Origin of the sequence: Methylobacterium dankookense (assembly GCF_902141855.1) — a bacterium.
Classification (GTDB): domain Bacteria; phylum Pseudomonadota; class Alphaproteobacteria; order Rhizobiales; family Beijerinckiaceae; genus Methylobacterium; species Methylobacterium dankookense.
In genome coordinates, this window is sequence record NZ_CABFVH010000007.1 from 86,946 (window position 1) to 103,702 (window position 16,757).

The window sequence follows — 16,757 nt, forward strand, 5'->3', positions numbered from 1 at the left end:
CGCGCTCAGGCGACGAGGGCGGCGGCCGTGGAAAGGGGCGTCCCGGCGGGCGGCTGCCGGTCCATCACCTCGCCCGCCTCCAGGCCGTAGAGGCGCTGCGCCACGTCCTCGGTGAGGTCGAAGGCGCGGCCGTCGAAGACCACCCGGCCGTCGGCGAGGCCGATCAGGCGGTCGCAATAGGCGCGGGCGAGGTCGAGCGAGTGCAGGTTGCACAGCACCGTGATGCCGAGGCGCTTGTTGGCATCGGCCAGCGCGTCCATCACGAGCTTGGTGTTGCGCGGATCGAGGGAGGCGACCGGCTCGTCCGCGAGGATGATGTCGGGCTCCTGCACCAGGGCGCGGGCGATGGCGACGCGCTGCTGCTGGCCGCCGGAGAGCTGGTCGGCGCGGTTGCCCGCGAAGGCGCCCATGTCGAACCCTTCGAGGGCGGCGAGCGCCAGGGCCCGCTCCTGCGGCGACCACAGGTTGAGGAGGGCGCGGTGGCTCGGCGTGCGGCTGAGCCGGCCCATAAGCACGTTGGTGAGCACGTCGAGCCGGCCGACGAGGTTGAACTGCTGGAACACCATGGCACAGCGCGCGCGCCAGCGCCGCAGCGCCCGCCCGCGCAGGGCGGTGACGTCGGTGCCGTCGAACAGGATGCGGCCGTCGGTCGGCTCGGCGAGCCGGTTGAGCATGCGCAGGAAGGTGGACTTGCCCGCGCCCGACCGGCCGATCACGCCGACGAAGCTGCCCCGCTCGATCCGCAGGGAGATGCGGTCGACGGCGTGGCGGTTGCCGTAGCGGCGCGTGAGATCTTCGACGACCAGCATGCCTTCATCCGTCGCGAACGGGGCTCTGATGCCCCCGAATCCGCGACGGTAGGATGACGCCGGCCCCCTCGCCGCGCTCAGCCGGTGAACGGAATGCGGACGATCTCCCGGAACGGCCCATCCCCGTCCTGCCGCAGCAGGGTGACGGCATCGATCACGAGATCCGAGCCCGCGAAGGCCTCCGACAGGTGGGCGTGCCAGTGCTCCTGCTCCTCGGGCGCGAGCGGCCCCAGAAGGGTCATGTGGAAGCGGAAGGCCTCGAACACGTCCGGATAGCCCCAGCGCTCGAGCAGGGCGCGGCGGCGCGGATCGAGCAAATCCGGCCGGCGCTTGCGCCGCTCGGCCTCGCTCAAGCGCGCGCGGAAGGGATCGAGCGCGGCGACGCATTCGGCCGCGAACAGGCCGAGCGCGGGCGGCGGGCTGGCCGGGACCAGGGCGAGGTAGACACCGAGGCGCGCGACCTCCAGCGGACCGGCTCGCAGCGGCGCCCGATGCGCAGCGAGCGCCCGGCAGGCCGCTTCGAGAGCAGCCTCTTTGATGCCGGGCGCGAGGCGCATGGGCGCCTTGAGGGTCGCGTGGAATCCGTAGACCCGTGGGCCGGCCGCCAGCGCGGCGAGCGCCTCGCCCTCCTCCGGCGCGAGCCCCGGCAGCGCCCCGCCGAAGACGGATTCCCCGAAGGCGGCGAGCGGTGATCCGGCCGGCGGCGTGTAGTAGAGCGCGTAGCGGGACGGCGCGTCGCGTTCGGTCATGTCCAGGATCCGTGTCTCCCTGCGCTGCGGGGCCGCGGAAGATCCTCTGATCCGGCGGCCCCGTCGAGCGTTCTCCGACAGCAACCCCGCCGCGTGACGGCTTGACGACGGAGAGCTACCGATGACGACGGAAGGCGCGACCGCGAGCGACAGCCCGCTCATCAAGGGGCGCAACGCCCGACTCTACGGCAAGGCCCGCGACAGCTGCCCCTATCCTGAGGGCTCGCCGGACCGCCAGGGCTGGATCGAGGGCTATGACGGCGCCGGCTCGCCGGAGGGCGAGCGGGATGCGGGCACGGTGGACGACGTCGGAAAGCGGTGAGGCGCCTGAGCGGGATCGCTCAGCCCGCCGGGATCACGCGTGCGCCCGCGCCCTCCATCGCCCGCCGCTGGGCCTCGGTCGCCGCGGAATCGGTGATCAAGGTCCAGTCGCTCGGCAGCGGCGCCCAGGCCGTCTGCTCGGCGCGGCCGAGCTTGGTCGAATCGGCGAGCACCACGACCTCCCGCGCCTGCTGCATCATCAGCGATTTCAGCACGACCTGATCGAGGCTGGCCTCGCACAGGCCGCGGCCGGCTACGACTCCGTCGGCGCTGAGGACGACGCGGTCCGCCGTCATCCGCCGCATGGCCTCGACGGCGAGCGGCCCCACGGTGCTCATGCTGGTCGCCCGCAGGGCGCCGCCGAGCACCACGAGGTCGAGTTCGGGCGCCTCCGCGAGGAAGGGCAGGAGCGCGAGGTTGTTGGTGACGACGCGCAGGCGCCGCCCCGGCAGGAGCTGCCCGAAGGCCGCGACCGTGGAGCCCGCATCGAGGATGAGCGTGTCGCCGTCGCGGACCAGATCGAGCGCCGCGCGGGCGATCGCCCGCTTCTCCGCCCCGTTCACGGCGATGCGCTCGGCGAGCGTGCTCTCGGCCGGCCGGCTCGCCAGGATCGCGCCGCCATAGGTCCGGTGCACGGCGCTCGTGGCGGAGAGGCGCTGCAGGTCGCGCCGCACCGTCGAGGCCGAGACCTCGAAGCGCCGCGCGAACTCGTCCACGTCGATCTCGCCAACGCGCAAGGCCTCGAGGAGAAGCGCCCGGCGCTCCTTGCTGCGCGTCGACATCCCTGCCCCCCGAGAATCCCCAGAGACCCTCATGCCGCAGGGCGGAGCCGTTGGCCAGGAACCCTGTCCGCTGCCCGCCCTACTCCGTCAGGCAGCCTGCTTCGGGGCGAGATCGACCGCCTGCCGCAGGGCCTCCACGAGGCTGCGCTCGTCCGCGACGCCGGTGCCGGCGATGTCGAAGGCGGTGCCGTGATCGACCGAGGTGCGGATCACCGGCAGGCCGACCGTGATGTTCACGCCGGCCTCGAGCCCGAGCACCTTGATCGGGCCGTGGCCCTGATCGTGATACATGGCCACCACCATGTCGTAGTCGCCGCGGCCGGCGAGGAAGAACAGGGTGTCGGCCGGCAGCGGCCCGCGCACGTCCCAACCCCGGGCCCTGCAGGCCTCGATCGCGGGCGCGATCTTCTCGGCCTCCTCGCCGCGCCCGAACAGGCCGTTCTCGCCGGCATGGGGGTTGATGGCGCAGACGCCGATCTTCGGGTTCGCGATCCCGGCGCGCACGAGGACGTCGTGGCCGCGCACGATCACCCGCTCCACGAGGCCCGGCTCGATCTTCGCGATGGCATCGATCAGGCCGATATGCGTGGTGACGTGGATCACCCGGAGCTTGGGCGAGACCAGCATCATCGAGACCTCGGGCGTGCCCGTGAGATGCGCCAGAAGCTCGGTATGGCCGGGGAACTTGTGCCCGGCGGCGTGCAGAGCCTCCTTCGAGAGCGGCGCCGTGCAGATGCCCTGGGCGAGGCCGGCCTGCACCGTCCCGACCGCCGTCTCGATGAAGCGGTAGGCCGCCTCGCCCGCCACCGGCGAGACCTGTCCGAAGGGCAGGCCATCGGGCACGCAAGCAAGGTCGACGCACTGGACCGCCGCGGTCGTGAACTCGGCGGCGCCGGCATCCTCCAGCGCATCGACCGGGATCTCGGCGCCGACGATGCGGCCGGCCTGGCGCAGGCGCCCGGCATCGCCGATCACCAGCGGCTTGCAGAGCGCGTGCACCTCCGGATGGGCGAGCGCCTTCATGATGATCTCGGGCCCGATTCCGGCCGGATCGCCCATGGTGATCGCGATGGTCGGACGGGTCATGCGAAGCTTCCCTCGGTTCTGACGGCGCGCAGGCGCTCGGCGATGCGGATCAGGCTGTCCGCGTCACCGAAGGCGCCGGCCTTGGTGGCGATGGGGATGGAGAGGCGGCCGAGCGTGAGGCCGAGCGAGACGCCGGGCTCGATCTCGTCCACGAGGCGGATCCCGCCGACGCCGAAGCGGGCGAGGAGCGCGGCGGCGGTCTCTCCGCCGGTCGCCGCAAGGGCGCCGATCCGCGGGGCGAGCGGCTCAAGCGCGTCGGCCAGGGCGCGGGCGAGGCGGGGACCGAGCGTCATGTCCAAAGCAGCCTCATCGACGGCGATCTCGACCAGTGCGTCGCCGCCCGCCGCCAGCACGGCGGCGGCCTGGGCCGCCAGGGCCGCGCGGCCCTCGGTATCGCCGAGCAGGGTCTCGGGCGCGACCGGCAGATGGACCACGGACTCACCTGCGGTAAGTTTGCGGGCGGCTGCACGGGAGGCGGCGGCGAGCGAGCCCACGACGATGAGCGCGCCATGCGCGCTAGGGCTGATGCGTGGCAGCGGCACCGCCGCCGTGCCGGAGGCTGCTGCAAGGGCATGGGCGAGGCCCGCGCTGCCGATGAAGAAGGGTGTACGCGGGAGCGCCAAGCTCGCCTGCGCGATCCGGTCGACATCCGCCTCGCTCTCCGCGTCGCAGATCGCGACCGCCCTGCCCCGTGTCGCGACCTCGGCGAGCGCGGCTGCGAGGTTCGCGCCGCGTACCGTTTCGAGCCCGACCGTCTCGGCCGCGATGCCGGCCGAGGCCAGGACCGCGACGAGGTCGGCGCTCGGATAGGTGTGATCGCGCCGCCAGACCTCGGCTTCCTCCAGCGGCCGTCCGGCCACGCGGATGCGGCCCTCGGCCGTCGTCCGTCCCGTCGCCGGGAAGGCCGGAGCGAAGACGCCGAAGGCGGCGCCGTCCCGAGCCTCCAGGAACGCGATCGTCGCGGCCGTCTCGGCGGCGGGCTGACCGCGCAAGGTCGAGTCGATCTTCTTGAAGAGTACCCGGTCCGGCTCCAGCAGCCGGCCGAGTGCCTCGCCATGCCTCTGCGCCGCCGCCTCGGCAGCGAGGCCGCGGCTGTCGGCATCGTAGGCCAGGACCGGCACGGGCTCGGCCGTCACGCCGTCGCCCCAGGTCACCGAGGCGGCGCGGCCCCGCCGCCCGAAGGCGATGGCGCAATCGGCCGCTCCGGTCAGGTCGTCGGCGAGGATGAGCCAGCGCGCCGCCATTTCAGCGGCCGCCGACGGGCTGGGCCGGCGCTGCGCTGGCGTCCACCGGAGCGGCGGCCTCGGCATCCTCCGGGCGGCCGAAGGTCCTGGCGGTCCAGGCCGTCACGACGGGGACGAGGATTGCCGTGACCACGACGCAGGCCGCGACGAGGATGGTGGCCGGGCCGGCCGCGTCGGCATAGGCCGGGTTCGCCGAGGCGACGATGGCCGGCACGGCCGCGGCGTTGCCTGCCGTCGAGGCCGCCGCCACGCCCGCCACGCCGGTTCCGCCGGTGATGCGGTCGGCGAAGAAGAGCGGTATGCCCGTCACCACGACGACGGCGACGCCCATGGCGAGGCCGAGAAGGCCGGCCTGCCACACCTTCGACAGGTCGAGGCCGGTGCCCAGGGCGAAGGCGAAGAACGGGATCATCACCGGAATCGCGCGGCTCAGGAAGTCGCGCATCTCGCGGTCGAGATTGCCGATGATCATGCCGACGAGGAGCGGCAGCACCGCACCGACGAGGGTCTGCCAGGGAAAGGCCGAGAGGCCGGCGATGCCGAGCGTGACCATGGTGAGGAAGGGGCCGCTCTCCAGGGACATGATCGTGTAGGCGCCGACATCGCGCGGGCGCCCGTACTGGCCCATCAGCGCCATGTAGAGGCCGCCATTGGTGTCGTTCATGCTGGCCACGACCGCGAGGGTCGACAGGCCCGCGAACATGCCCGCCGCCACCGGCGCCTCGCCCAGCACCCGGCCGAAGACCAGGCCGAGGATGACGGCGATGCCGACCTTCACGAACAGCAGCGTGCCGCCCTTCTTCACGATGTAGGGGGTCGCGCGGAAATCGATGCTCGCGCCCATGCAGACGTAGAACACGGCCAGAATCGTCAGCGCCCCGGAGAACAGGGCGCCGGTGAAGGAGCCGAAGAATTTCGGGGTGCCGGGGAAGAAGGTCGCAATGAGGGCACCGGCCAGGAGCGGCACGACCATCATGCCGCCGGGAACCGCTTCGATGGACCGCTTGATCGGGATCTGCATGTGGCTTCCTCCCTGCGCAATCCGCGCAGTTTCTCATCGTCGCCGCGCGGAATGCCCGTAGGGAGCGCCGCACTGCCCGACTCTTGCCACATATTCTGCGTGATTTGCGCGGTGAGTCAATCGATTTGCGCGAAATGCGCATTTTTCGCCCGGATCAAGGGCGGACGCATGTTGTCCGACCGGCCTCTGCGAACCGAAGCGCATCGGATCGGAGATCGGGCGGGAAAAGCTATCGGGACGGCAGATCCGGATGGCAGTGCAGTCCGGAAGGACAGAATGCAGCCTCGACCGAGCTGGACGACGGCGCTTTCCGAGCGTGGTGCGAGAGTCGATCCGATCAGCTCCTCGCGGCGAGCCGATATCGGGCTCCGCGGAGAGCGCTCCACATGGCTGTCGCTGGGCGAACGCAGCCTGGAGGCAGGATCAGGTGCTGCTACCGGAACCGGCCGCCATCGGCCCTCGATGGGCTCCCGATGCGGCGCGCGGTTCCATTTTCAAAAGATGTGTGCGGCCGGTCAACCGCGTCGCGAGCCTCGGGGAAGCCTGACCCGAGGCCGGGATCGGATCGGCCGAGCGGCAGGCCGAGGCCGCTGCGCCGGAATCGCTGCGGTCAGACGCTGCTCAGCAGGAACATCAGGGCCGTCGTGGCGACCGTGGTGCTGAGGAAGCCGCAGAGGGCAGCGGCGAAGGACGGGCCGGTGGGAGCGGATTGGCGCTCGGCGGTCAGGGCGGTGGTGAGCGGAGCGGTCATCGCGGATCCTGTGGCGACTCGGGCGTCGCATCTGTGGTTACGGTGCGGTGAAGCTGAGCCGAAGGCTGTGCGCCGCCGCACGCGGGTGGCGCACCTCATTCGATTGCAAGGCGTTCGAGAGCGTCGTCAGTCGCAGCGGTTGACCTGCTTGGCGATGCGCAGGTTGCGCAACTCGCTGCGCAGGTCGATCGCGACCACGCCGGCCCCGCAATCGTCGAAGGCGTCGCGGGCGTCGTTGTAGCGGTCGCCGACCTCGTCGAGCGTGTCGCAGACCCGGTCGTGGTTGCCGAGCCGGGCATCCTGTCGGGCCTGATAGCGTAGCGCCACGGCCTCATCGACCTTGCGGCGCGCCTCGATACAGGCCGGTGCGGCGAAGGCCGTCTGCGCCGTGAGGAGAATTCCCGGGGCGATCAGGGCGGCGCGGAAAAGATGTCTCATGGACAAACCGTTTCGGATCTTTGGGGCACCTGCAGCGCACGGGTGAGAATCGGGCGGCAGAAGCCTGCTGATCATGGTTCGGTGTGATCGGTGTGGGAGCGAAACCGGAGGCTGGACTTGCAAGCCCGGCGACCGGCGCGCCAGAGTGACCTTCAAACGGCAGAGCTGAGCCGATGGTTCCGCAAGAATGGACTCATCGGCCGCGCTTCCGGGAGACGAGGATCTCCGCAAGGGTGACGGGCCGGAAGCCCTGCGCATCGACGCCGACATCGTACTGCCTCGGTATCGGCTTCAGTTGTCCGTGCGAATGTCCGTGCAGGTTGAGCACCCCGCGCCCGATCCCATTCCAGGTCCGGAACGCGTAGTGGCACAGGACGACGGCGCGCCCCTCCACCACCGTCTCGGCGTAATGGCCGGTCCAGGCCCAGCCGGGCGCGGCCAGGGTCTCCGGCGCATCGTTGTTGCCGATGATCAGACGCTTGGTGCCGTTGAGGCCCGCGAGTATCGCGCGCATCTCCGCCGCGGCGGGACCGAGCGCGAAGTCGCCCAGGTGCCACACCTCGTCCTGCGGGCCGACACGCGCATTCCAGGCCGCGATCAGGGCGGCATCGTGATCCGCGAGGCTCGCGAAAGGACGCCGGTCGAGCCGCAGGATGCGCGGGTCGCCGAAATGCGTATCGCTCGTGAAAAAGACCGCCATATTCGATCCGGCACGCCTCAAGCCGCCCTGCCCGCGCCCAGGAACGGCCGCCGCCCTTTTTGGATGGACTCCCGCCCAGCGAGCCGGTAACACAGGCGCCGTGCGGGCGTAGTTCAGTGGTAGAACGTCAGCTTCCCAAGCTGAATGTCGTCGGTTCGATCCCGATCGCCCGCTCCAATCCCTTTTCCTATAGCTGACAGGCCCTTGCGAGGCGTTCTTCACGCGCTTCGCGCTGCCCCTGAAACGGCGGGATACAACGGGGATACAACGCCCCCTCGAATCACGCCCCCTCTCCAAAGGCCAGGGAAGGGCTAACCGTGCCGTGGTTCGCCCCTTGCCGGGCGGCCACGGATCCCCGAGGATCGCCCCATGACGCACGCCCCCTCGAAACGCCTGCCGGCCTGAGCCAGCCGTCTCGTCCGGAAATCCGGACGGCCATGCGTTCCGTTTCGAGGGAGGGCACCATGCCCGTCTACATCACCGCCGACCTGCACCTCGGCCATGAGGCGTGCCTGTCCTACTGCGCCCGTCCCTTCCGCTCGATCGCCGAGCACGACAGGGCGCTCGTCGACCGGTGGAACAATCGGATCACCGACGTCGACGACGTCTACGTGCTCGGCGACTTCAGCATCGGGCTGTCGGCCCGGGAGCTCCGCCGCGTCTTCGGCGAGCTACGGGGGCGCAAGCACCTCGTCGTCGGCAACCATGACGGCGCGAAGACCCTGGCCCTGCCGTGGGCGAGCCCGCCCCGGGACATCCTGCGCGTCACCCTGGAGCGGACGCAGCTCTTCCTGAGCCACTACCCGACCCGGTCGTGGCCCGGCATGCACGCCGGCACCCTCCACCTCTACGGCCACACTCACGGCGCCATCCAAGATACGCGGCATTCCTGCGACATCGGGGTTGACCGGTGGGCGTACCGGCCGGTCACCCTGCGCGAGATCCGGGAGCACCTCGCGACGCATGCCGGCCCCCTAGAGGAGGAGATCGCCACCGCCGACGAGCGCACTCTCCGGAGGCTCGCGGCGTGATGCGCGGATCCTACACCTACAGCGAGCCCCCCGCGGGAGCAGTGACCTGCCGGACGTGCGGGCGGATGAACCTCGCGATCTCCCGCAACGAGGCGGAGCGCCGCGCGGCGGAGGCGAACGCGCATCGGCGGCCGGGGGACCCCCGACCGCCGGTTACGGTGGCTTATTTCAGCTGCTGCATGCGCCCCCGGTACAGGCCGGCCAGGCTTGGGGATTGCCCGGACGGTGCGACGTACTCGTCGGTTCTGTGCGAGCGCCTGGACGAGGGCGGCTAGCCCGAGCCGCCCCGGTTCCGGCGGTAGAGGTTCACCGTCCGCCAGATCGCTACCCGCACGGCGTCGGCGTCGTCGCCCCGTACGGGCATCGACCAGACCTCGCCCGTGTCGTCGCGCCAAAACCGCATCAGAATGTAGCGCTGCCCGACCTCGCACCCGTCCATGACGTCGGGATCCCGGCGCCGGAACAGAAGCGCTCGGCCGTGCTCGACGCCGACGACCTGCCCGAGAAACTCGTCGATCGGCTCGGCGCGCTCCTCGTCGTGCAGATGGAAGGGCGGGCACGCCACCCGGTGCGGCTTGCCGAGGGCCGGCTCGAACTCGATGCGGTCCTCGGCGTGGGCCTTCGTCCAGAAGCCCATGTCGAAGGTCAGCGCGAGGGCGGGTGCCGCAGCCGGTGCAGGGCCTGCCTCGCCCGCTGCGGGCGGCGCCTCGGGCTCCGGCGTCGGCTCGGGGGCCGGGGTCTCCGCCTTCTCCTCCTCGTCTTCCTTCTCGTCCTCGACCGCGGCAGCCTGCGCGGCGGCCCGCGCGGCGATCGCGGCCTCTGCCCGCTCGCGCTTGAGCCGGGCGCGCTTCAGCGCGAGCGGGCTCGGCGGCGAGATCGCTGCGCCGAAATGGTGCCTGAGGACCTCGTCGATCGGGAGCCCCTGCTTCACGTACCACGGGCTCCCGTCGTCCCGGGCCGCGGGCTCCGGCTCGGGTGCCGGGACCGACGACTGGGGCGCCTCCATCATGTCGAAGAGGTCGCGCGGGCGCTCAGGCGCGGGGGGCTTCTCGGCTTTCGAGTGCACCAGGCGCGCGAGCTCGCGCGGCCGGCGGAACGGGGCCGCCACGGTCTCGGCGACCCACGCGCGGTGGGCGTCGAGGTCGTGGGCGGGCAGCGGGGGACGGGCCATGGCTACTCCTCCATCTCGATCAGGCGCCCCGGATCCAGTTCGCGCGCTTCTGCGCACGGGGCAGCTCGCGGTAGGCCTCCTCGGCCACGGCCAGCAGGCGCGCCCGCAGGTCTAGGGCCTCCTCGCGCAGGGGGTGCCGCGCGAATCTGTCGTGCGTCGCGATCACCAATCGCGACCCGATCCCGGCGCCCTTCGCGGCCCGGCGGTACCACGTGTCGAGGACCTCGCCGCGGTGCGCCGGCTCGCGGCCCTGGAAGAGGAAGCCCGCGTCGAACTCCGCGAGAGCCTTTTGCGCCTCGATCACCGCGGGGGTCAGGGCGTCGAGCTCGATGCGCGGAGCTGGCTCCAGCTCATGTTGACCCGATGGCCCGGGCACAGCCTCGGGCGCGGGCCCCCTGGCCACCACGGCTCCCCGAGGAGAAAAGGGCGGCCGGGGGCGGCCTCCTCAACCGCCGGGGCAGGCTGCTCGGGAGCGGGGGCGGCGGCCTCGGAGGGCAGCTTCTTCAGCAGGGCGAGCGCCTCGGCGCCGGCCTCGGCGACGCCTCCGTGCGCCTTCGCGTACGCCCGCACGATCTCTACGGGCATGCCCGTGTGCTCGGCGGATCCATCCCCGGGCTCGTGGAACGTCATGTACCGGCCGAGGCCGGACGCGACGACCGCCGGATCGCGGAAGTCGGCGTGGACCGTGATCCCGCCGCCTAGGCGCTGGACGGAGAAGATCTTGCCGTCCTTGCAGCGGATCTGCGTGGGTCTGATGGGCGTGGTCACAGCAGCATCTCCAGGGCTTCGGCGTCGTCGGCGGGGATCGCGGCGTGAGCCGGTCGCGCGACAGCCCGGCGGTTGGCGTCGTGGTAGATGGCGAAGGCGTTGTCGGCCGCGTTCCACAGGGCGGGTACCCAGGACCGCAACCGGCACCTCGGCATCTCGGCCGCATGGTGGGCCTCCCGCACGATGGCGGCCGCCTCGGCGAGGGGGAGGCCAACGGCCCAGGCCGGCACCGGCCCGGAGCGAGCCCAGTGCTCCGGCACGACGAAGTCCGGGGTGTATTTCAGGAGATAGGCGACCGCCTCCGCGATCTTCTCGTCGGCCTGCTCCCTCGCCTTCCGATCGAGCGTTGCCGCGAGCTTCGCGAGCCGGGCCTGCCTCCGGTCCTCGGCCGCCTGCTGCTCGGGCGGGAGGCCGCGGATCTGGCGCGCGTGCCGCCGGGCGCCCTCGCCCTCGACGACCCAGTGCAGGTCCTGGTGGACGAGCCGCCAGCCGCGGCCGCGGGCGGGATCGGTCACTTCCTCTACGAGCCCGAGACGCAGCGCGTAGTGGAGGTGGTTGCCAGTGTTGCGCCAGGCCACGTGCGGACCGGCGAGCGCGTAGGAGCGGCGCGCGACGCGGGAGCCGTACGCGGTGACGGCCTCCTCGGGACCGAGCCAGTCGTGGCCCTTGAAGAGGCGCAGCACGTCCCTGTTCACGTAGGCGTTCCACGCCTGGTAGCGGTCGGGGCCGTAGCCGCCGAACGCGAGGGCCAGCTCGAAGGTCTCCAGCAAGGCGGCGCGCTCGCGCTCGATGGCGTCGTGGTCTTCCTGCGTCACTGGGATCTCCTCAGAAGGGGCAGTCGTCGAGGATGGAGAAGCCCTCCGAAGCCAAGGACGGCAGCGGCGGGAAGGGGAGCTCGGGCTCGGCGTCGAGCTGCGGGTCGGGCTCGTCGGGACCGGGTCGCTGGGCGTCTCGGTCGTAGAGCTCGCGCTCTTCGTCGGGCGTGAGGCTGTCGAAGAAGTCGTCTTTCACGCGGCCCATGGCAGGCTCCTCAGAAGGGGATGTTGTCGGGGTCGAACGGCAGGGCCGGCCCGCGCGGGGCGGCCCGGACCGGCTCGGGCGGCAGGGCGGCGCGGCAGGCGTCCGGCATGACGCGGCAGGAGCGCGAGCAGAAGAAGGGGCCGCAATCGTCGAGGCCGACGTGGCCGCGGTACCGCTCGCCCGGCTGGATGCCCCGGCCGCTCGGGCACTCCTCGCAGGAGAGCCGCTTCCGGGCCGTGTGCTCGCGCGTGACGCCGCGGTCGGCGAAGGTCGGCTCGTCCTCGACCGGGCCGCCGTAGACCTCGCGCATGACCCACTGCGGGATCATCGGCCGGCCTCCGGGGCCGGCACGTAGCTGACGATGCGCTGCAGGCGGAGCGCCCGCAGGACCGCCTCACCGGGCGCGCGGCGGCCGAGGCGGACGTCCGACACGTACGCTGGCGAGACCCCCGCCGCGGCCGCCCAGGCGCTCGCGCTTCCGGCGGCGCGGATTGCCTCCTCCAGCGCCGCGAGGGCGTCGACCGGCCCTCCGCTCTCCGCCGGCCGCGCCGGCGCCTCTTCGCTTACCCCGCCCGCCACGATGCCCTCCGCCGCTCGCGATACGCGCCGTCGCGCATCCGCTTCGCAGCAAATGTCAGCGCGTCGCCGGTTTCCGTCAAGCACAGACCAAAACTTTTTTCAGTTCTCAGCACTACAGCATCAGGGGGTCGCCGGTCTTTGGCGCCGTCTCGATCCGGGAAACGAGCTTAAGAAAAGCGTTACAGTCCTTGAGAAACGCGTTACATGAATTTTATGCTTGCGGAATGCTTGGCACGGTGGGACCATTCGCCTGTCAGCGTATTCGCTGATCGGTCCAAGACGGCCCGCCACCCCCGGTTTCCTGAGAGGACCCATGGCCCCGCCGATCACGTTCGGCACCGCGTGGCGCTGCGTCGGCGCCCACCGCCGGTACGGCAACGACCTGCCCCTCTGGCTCTGCGACGAGCCCCCCGCCGCCTACTCGGACGCCTACAAGCGCGCCCGGGGCATGCTCGTGGGCATCGGCTACTCGTGGACCGACCGCGGGCACAGCGAGCCCCGCCTCCTCGCCTGCTGGTGGGACCTAGGCGTCACCGTCGACGTCGCCGCCCTCCGCGTCGAGGTCGACCGCGTCGTCGCCGAGGCGGCCGCCGAGCGCGAGGCGAAGGCGGTTGCCGAGCAGGAGCGCCACGAGCGCGACGTCGCCCAAACCGAAATCGCCGCTCCCCCGATTCGCGCGGCCCTGCGCGCCCTCCTGCAGGAGCGGCCCTGGGCCCTGGGACGGTCCCTCGCCGAGGCCCGCGATCTCGCCGCCGCAGAGACCTGGACGTCGTGGGGTCTGCGCAGCGCCGAGCGCTATCTCTCGAACGCCGCGGGCAACATCCTCCGCGCGGAGGAGCGCCTCGGGCGGCCGGCCCCTGCCGCGTGGTTCGCCCGCGCGGCAGACGAGGCGGTCCGGGTGGCGGCCCTGGAAGCCTGCCGCGCCCTCTCCGCCCGCGACGAAGACTGGGCCGCCGTCCAGAACGGCGAGGGCTGGTCGCAGGCGACGACGTGGACGGGGCACGTCCTCAGCGAGCGCGAGAGCCTCGACCAGGGGCAGGCCGCTCACGCGCTCGGCTTGCTGCACGGGCATCGGCGGCAGCTCTCCGACGAGGCCTGCATCGCGTGCTTCGGCGAGGCCCCGGCGCGGCGCCGGCGGCCGGAGCCCGAGGAGCAGCCGGCCCTCGGCTTCTGACTTTCTGGCACCCCCTCTTCAATCGCATCGGACACACGGGAGAACGGACATGACGAACTGGGCGAAGCGGATGGCCGAGTTGATCGCGGCCACGGTGAAGATGGTCCTGGCGGCGCTCGCGGCGCTCTTCGGGCTGGACAACCACGGCCTCGGCGCGGCGACGAAGCGCGCGGGTGCCGCGGCCCGCGCCGTCGCCTCCGGGACTGGCGACGGCCTCGCCGCCGCCGGGCGCGCTGTCGGCCATGGGCTGACCGGGCCGCTCCGAGCGCTCGACCTGACCGCGTCCGCAGTGGGCCAGACCCTTGGCGCGATGCTGCCGCAGGCGCCGGTGACCGCGAAGACCGTGGCCGACAGCGCCGTGGCGCGGGACGACAGCCGCACCCATCTCGTCGACCCCGAGCACCAGGCGGCGCGCGACGGCCTCGTCGCCGCCAGCCTCGTCGGGATCCGCGTGCAGGGCGCCGCCTCCTCGCTCCTGAGCCGCGGAGGTCCCCTCCATGCGATCCACGCCGACCATCTCACGCCCAACGTCAAGGCGTGGCTTGAGGAGCTGACGCCGGTCCAGCTGAAGGCCGTCATCGACGCCCCGGCCCATCTTCTCGACCGGCACATCGGCGCCGACGCGCAGAGCGACCTCATCCCCGGCCTGCCGCGCGTGCTCTCGACGATGGCTCGGCTGGCGAAGGAAGCGACGGGCGCCAACGACATGGACATGGAGGCCATGATCGCGAAGGCGAAGGCCAACCTGCGGGGCGATCGTGCCGCTGTCGCGGAGATGATGAAGCGAGGCCCCCGCCCTCCGCAGGAACCCGACGAGGGCGGTCAGGTCATCCCGATCCGCGGCCCGCGCCCCTCGCCCCGGCCGTCATTCGGCTAAGCCGGGGTCGCCCCTGAAACGACGAGGCCTGCGGGAGAGGATCCGGCGGGCCTTTCCTTTTGGGGTGACCCGCGCCCGGTCAGACGCCGCAGACCTCGCGAAGGCCTTCGACGAGGCGGGTCTGCCGGGCGAGGAGCGCCTGGAGCTCGGCGATCTCCTGCCGGGCGAAGGCGAGCTCCGCCTGGGCCCTGGCGGCCCGGCGATTGGCGGCGGCCTGGTCGGCGCGGGCTTCCTCCAGGCGGTCGGCGAGGGTGAGGACCGAGTGCTTCTCGGCGCGCTGCTGGCGCCGGATCTCGCGCACGCCGTCCTGGATCGCGAGGTGCCCGAGGGCGAGCCCCACGCCGACGGTGCCGGCGGCCTCGAAGCCAACGTCGCGGGCGTGGTGTGTCATGGCGGGCGTCTCCAAGGGCGGGGCGATCTCTCCCCCTGAAGATGGGCCTGGGCTCGAATCCGGGTCAAGAATCTGGGGAAGATGTCCACAATCGACGGTGATCGAAGTCCTGGCCTGTTGTGCCTTGCCCTGTGCGCCCGAATCGAGCGCACGTCGGGCCGACGTCGGGCCACATGCGCCTGCCGCCTCCGAAGGCCTCCGGGGACGCGATACCCGCGGGGCCCCTGTTGGGGACCGCCATCCGGACGGCGTCCGCTCGGAAATTCGTTTCAGTCTCTAGGAGTAACGGGGGGAGAGCCCCCTACACCGGATTTCAACGTCCCCGCCGGCGACCGGTGTGTTGGCCGTCGCAGAGGCCCGGGCGAGCCTCCCGGACATGGTCAACACGCGCATCAAACTCGACGTCAGCGCCCTGAGGCGGGCTGGGATCACGCGGGCGAAGGAGCTCCGAAGCGCCCTCGACGAGGCGGCCCTGTACTTGGCAGCCTCCGCCCGCAAGCGGCTGCGCGAGGTCGCGGCCGAGGTCTTCGATCGGCCGACGCAGTTCACGCTCGACGCGTTCCGGTACCGCAAGCTCCAGGGCGAGGCCCCGGCTCAGACGATGAAGAGCGGGATCGCGGCGCGCAGGTTCGCGTAGGGCGCGATGCGGTTGTCGGCCAGCACCAGCGCCGCGCGCTCCTGCTCGGACAGGCCGGTGACCCGGATGCACGGGACGCGGTCGAAGCCGAGCCGGCGCGCCGCGGCCATGCGCCCGTGGCCGGCGATGACGACGCCGTCCTCGTCCGCGAGGATCGGGTTAGTGAAGCCGAAGCGCTGGATCGCGGCCGCGAGCTGCGCGACCTGCTCGTCGGAATGGGTACGCGCGTTGCGGTCGTAGCCGCGCAGGGTGCGCACCTCGACGATCTCGATTGCTGCGTACCTCAAGGGATCGTCGGTGCGCACCTGTAAGTCCCTGAAAATTCACGGGGTACGCGGGGTGCGTACCCAAACCGATCTTGTGTGGGCCGCCGGGTCTCGGACCGCATGACCTGAAGGCCTTGCCCCCCCCCGGGGAGGGACCCGCCCCCGGGCCTCCCCGGCCCGGATCACGCCTCGCCGCCCGCCTTCCGGGCCGTGGCCGACGTCTCGCGGCGGGCGCGCAGCAGGACGCGCAGATCCTCGCCGGGCTGGAAGCCCACCAGGATCGCCGTGCCGTGCCTGACGGCCTGAGCGACCGCCTGCGGGACGCGCTCGCCCCGGAGGTCAGAGGGTCGCACGATGACAGGGGTGCGCCGGTAGCCCACGGGGTCGCTCCATCGCCTTGCCGGAAGGGGCGCCCGGTCGGGGGTCCGCCCCGGGCGCCTTGTCGGTTCCAGCGAGGGTCAGGCTCCCGGCCTGCCGTGCGACGGACAACACACCGCCCGGGGCCGGAGGGCGGGTCCGGTCCCGGGAGGGGCCTGGGGCTAGGCGACGGTGTCGCGCGAGATGCGGGCGAAGAGCGCCGGGACGGTCGCGGCGGGCAGGTACCCCCTGCGCTGCAGGGCATGAGCGGCCCGGCGGACCAAGCCCTCGACATGGACGCCGTGCGGGTGCGTCCGCCCCCCGGGGCCGCGGGCGCCGGTCAGGGGCGCGTCGCGGATGGCGTCGACGAGGGCGCGGTCGAGCTCTCTCGGATCCGGCAGCCCCGAGGCCTTGCGCTCCGCCCGCTCCCGGCGCTTGCGCTCGGCGTCCTCGCGCTTGCGCTCGTCCTCCACCGTGAGGGCGCGCCTGCGGTAAGTCGTGGGTGCGGATGCGATCTCGGACATGCCCGATCATGCCCCTCGGGGACGCAAGGATCGAGGCCGAGGCGGTGCAGATCTGCACCCC

At 72.0% G+C, this 16,757-nt stretch carries 25 protein-coding genes and 1 tRNA gene; 6 read left to right on the forward strand and 20 right to left on the reverse strand.

Annotated elements, in window-relative coordinates:
• Positions 1-5: 5 nt before the first annotated feature.
• Both phnC and MTDSW087_RS08270 read right to left on the reverse strand, forming a co-directional pair.
• The gene (gene phnC / locus MTDSW087_RS08265; protein ID WP_144762816.1) at positions 6-809 is read right to left on the reverse strand and encodes a phosphonate ABC transporter ATP-binding protein; all 804 of its coding nucleotides are present in this window, start codon (positions 807-809) and stop codon (positions 6-8) included.
• A 77-nt stretch (positions 810-886) separates the two neighbouring features.
• Positions 887-1,558: a DUF1045 domain-containing protein gene (locus MTDSW087_RS08270; protein ID WP_144762818.1), complete on the reverse strand. Its 672-nt coding sequence runs from the start codon at positions 1,556-1,558 to the stop codon at positions 887-889.
• 121 nt (positions 1,559-1,679) lie between these two features.
• On the opposite strand from MTDSW087_RS08270, the gene MTDSW087_RS08275 reads away from it, so the two are divergent.
• Positions 1,680-1,880: a ribosome modulation factor gene (locus tag MTDSW087_RS08275; RefSeq protein WP_144762820.1), complete on the forward strand. Its 201-nt coding sequence runs from the start codon at positions 1,680-1,682 to the stop codon at positions 1,878-1,880.
• Positions 1,881-1,899: 19 nt separating this feature from the next.
• Here the strand turns inward: MTDSW087_RS08275 and MTDSW087_RS08280 are convergent, their stop codons facing one another.
• From MTDSW087_RS08280 to MTDSW087_RS08305, 7 genes are all read right to left on the reverse strand, one after another.
• Positions 1,900-2,661 carry a DeoR/GlpR family DNA-binding transcription regulator gene (locus tag MTDSW087_RS08280; protein WP_144762822.1) on the reverse strand — a complete coding sequence of 254 codons (762 nt, stop codon included), beginning with the start codon at positions 2,659-2,661 and terminating at the stop codon, positions 1,900-1,902.
• An 87-nt stretch (positions 2,662-2,748) separates the two neighbouring features.
• Positions 2,749-3,747 carry a 4-hydroxythreonine-4-phosphate dehydrogenase PdxA gene (pdxA, locus tag MTDSW087_RS08285; protein WP_144762824.1) on the reverse strand — a complete coding sequence of 333 codons (999 nt, stop codon included), beginning with the start codon at positions 3,745-3,747 and terminating at the stop codon, positions 2,749-2,751.
• Positions 3,744-4,991 (reverse strand): four-carbon acid sugar kinase family protein, encoded by a 1,248-nt coding sequence (locus MTDSW087_RS08290; RefSeq protein ID WP_144762826.1) that lies wholly within the window; start codon positions 4,989-4,991, stop codon positions 3,744-3,746. The genes pdxA and MTDSW087_RS08290 overlap by 4 nt, the downstream gene beginning before the upstream one ends.
• A 1-nt stretch (position 4,992) precedes the next feature.
• Positions 4,993-6,012: a 2-keto-3-deoxygluconate permease gene (locus tag MTDSW087_RS08295; RefSeq protein ID WP_144762828.1), complete on the reverse strand. Its 1,020-nt coding sequence runs from the start codon at positions 6,010-6,012 to the stop codon at positions 4,993-4,995.
• Between the two features lie 610 nt (positions 6,013-6,622).
• Positions 6,623-6,763, reverse strand: coding sequence for a hypothetical protein (locus MTDSW087_RS30070; RefSeq protein ID WP_186383783.1), 141 nt, complete (start codon positions 6,761-6,763; stop codon positions 6,623-6,625).
• 126 nt (positions 6,764-6,889) lie between these two features.
• Entirely contained in the window at positions 6,890-7,201 is a 312-nt protein-coding gene (locus MTDSW087_RS08300; protein WP_144762830.1) for a hypothetical protein, read from the reverse strand.
• A 193-nt stretch (positions 7,202-7,394) separates the two neighbouring features.
• The gene (locus MTDSW087_RS08305) at positions 7,395-7,901 is read right to left on the reverse strand and encodes a metallophosphoesterase family protein (RefSeq protein WP_144762832.1); all 507 of its coding nucleotides are present in this window, start codon (positions 7,899-7,901) and stop codon (positions 7,395-7,397) included.
• 102 nt (positions 7,902-8,003) lie between these two features.
• Between MTDSW087_RS08305 and MTDSW087_RS08310 the strand changes: the two genes are divergently transcribed.
• Together MTDSW087_RS08310 and MTDSW087_RS08315 are read left to right on the forward strand one after the other, a co-directional pair.
• Positions 8,004-8,078, forward strand: a tRNA-Gly gene (locus MTDSW087_RS08310).
• 287 nt (positions 8,079-8,365) lie between these two features.
• Complete coding sequence (locus MTDSW087_RS08315; protein ID WP_109954151.1) at positions 8,366-8,932, forward strand: metallophosphoesterase family protein; 567 nt, start codon at positions 8,366-8,368, stop codon at positions 8,930-8,932.
• Between the two features lie 271 nt (positions 8,933-9,203).
• On the opposite strand, the gene MTDSW087_RS30075 is transcribed toward MTDSW087_RS08315, so the two are convergent.
• Genes MTDSW087_RS30075 through MTDSW087_RS08355 form a run of 7 tightly spaced genes read right to left on the reverse strand, consistent with a single transcriptional unit; the run spans position 9,204 to position 12,470 of the window.
• The gene (locus MTDSW087_RS30075) at positions 9,204-10,103 is read right to left on the reverse strand and encodes a hypothetical protein (protein WP_186383784.1); all 900 of its coding nucleotides are present in this window, start codon (positions 10,101-10,103) and stop codon (positions 9,204-9,206) included.
• A gap of 19 nt (positions 10,104-10,122) precedes the next feature.
• Entirely contained in the window at positions 10,123-10,407 is a 285-nt protein-coding gene (locus MTDSW087_RS08330) for a hypothetical protein (RefSeq protein WP_109951751.1), read from the reverse strand.
• An 8-nt stretch (positions 10,408-10,415) separates the two neighbouring features.
• The gene (locus MTDSW087_RS08335) at positions 10,416-10,871 is read right to left on the reverse strand and encodes a hypothetical protein (RefSeq protein WP_109951750.1); all 456 of its coding nucleotides are present in this window, start codon (positions 10,869-10,871) and stop codon (positions 10,416-10,418) included.
• A complete protein-coding gene (locus MTDSW087_RS08340) occupies positions 10,868-11,686 on the reverse strand; it encodes a hypothetical protein (RefSeq protein ID WP_109951749.1) in 819 nt (272 codons plus the stop codon). Before MTDSW087_RS08340 ends, MTDSW087_RS08335 begins: the two co-directional genes overlap by 4 nt.
• Positions 11,687-11,696: 10 nt before the next feature.
• Positions 11,697-11,891: a hypothetical protein gene (locus MTDSW087_RS08345; RefSeq protein WP_109951748.1), complete on the reverse strand. Its 195-nt coding sequence runs from the start codon at positions 11,889-11,891 to the stop codon at positions 11,697-11,699.
• Between the two features lie 10 nt (positions 11,892-11,901).
• Entirely contained in the window at positions 11,902-12,219 is a 318-nt protein-coding gene (locus MTDSW087_RS08350; RefSeq protein ID WP_144762834.1) for a hypothetical protein, read from the reverse strand.
• Positions 12,216-12,470, reverse strand: a complete 255-nt coding sequence (locus MTDSW087_RS08355) for a hypothetical protein (protein ID WP_109951746.1) — start codon at positions 12,468-12,470, stop codon at positions 12,216-12,218. The genes MTDSW087_RS08350 and MTDSW087_RS08355 overlap by 4 nt, the downstream gene beginning before the upstream one ends.
• A 313-nt stretch (positions 12,471-12,783) precedes the next feature.
• Between MTDSW087_RS08355 and MTDSW087_RS08360 the strand changes: the two genes are divergently transcribed.
• Positions 12,784-13,644, forward strand: coding sequence for a hypothetical protein (locus tag MTDSW087_RS08360; RefSeq protein ID WP_109951745.1), 861 nt, complete (start codon positions 12,784-12,786; stop codon positions 13,642-13,644).
• Between the two features lie 49 nt (positions 13,645-13,693).
• On the forward strand, positions 13,694-14,521 hold the full coding sequence (locus MTDSW087_RS08365; protein WP_109951744.1) for a hypothetical protein: 828 nt from the start codon (positions 13,694-13,696) through the stop codon (positions 14,519-14,521).
• Positions 14,522-14,600: 79 nt separating this feature from the next.
• On the opposite strand, the gene MTDSW087_RS08370 is transcribed toward MTDSW087_RS08365, so the two are convergent.
• A complete protein-coding gene (locus MTDSW087_RS08370; protein WP_109951743.1) occupies positions 14,601-14,912 on the reverse strand; it encodes a hypothetical protein in 312 nt (103 codons plus the stop codon).
• A 376-nt stretch (positions 14,913-15,288) separates the two neighbouring features.
• On the opposite strand from MTDSW087_RS08370, the gene MTDSW087_RS08375 reads away from it, so the two are divergent.
• Positions 15,289-15,549, forward strand: a complete 261-nt coding sequence (locus MTDSW087_RS08375; RefSeq protein WP_109951742.1) for a hypothetical protein — start codon at positions 15,289-15,291, stop codon at positions 15,547-15,549.
• Here the strand turns inward: MTDSW087_RS08375 and MTDSW087_RS08380 are convergent.
• The 3 genes from MTDSW087_RS08380 to MTDSW087_RS08390 form a co-directional block, all read right to left on the reverse strand.
• Positions 15,507-15,836, reverse strand: coding sequence for a ParB/Srx family N-terminal domain-containing protein (locus tag MTDSW087_RS08380; RefSeq protein WP_109954150.1), 330 nt, complete (start codon positions 15,834-15,836; stop codon positions 15,507-15,509). The genes MTDSW087_RS08375 and MTDSW087_RS08380 overlap by 43 nt on opposite strands.
• A gap of 161 nt (positions 15,837-15,997) precedes the next feature.
• Positions 15,998-16,195 (reverse strand): hypothetical protein, encoded by a 198-nt coding sequence (locus MTDSW087_RS08385; RefSeq protein WP_109951741.1) that lies wholly within the window; start codon positions 16,193-16,195, stop codon positions 15,998-16,000.
• Positions 16,196-16,354: 159 nt separating this feature from the next.
• Positions 16,355-16,696: a hypothetical protein gene (locus MTDSW087_RS08390; RefSeq protein WP_144762836.1), complete on the reverse strand. Its 342-nt coding sequence runs from the start codon at positions 16,694-16,696 to the stop codon at positions 16,355-16,357.
• Between the last annotated feature and the right edge of the window lie 61 nt (positions 16,697-16,757).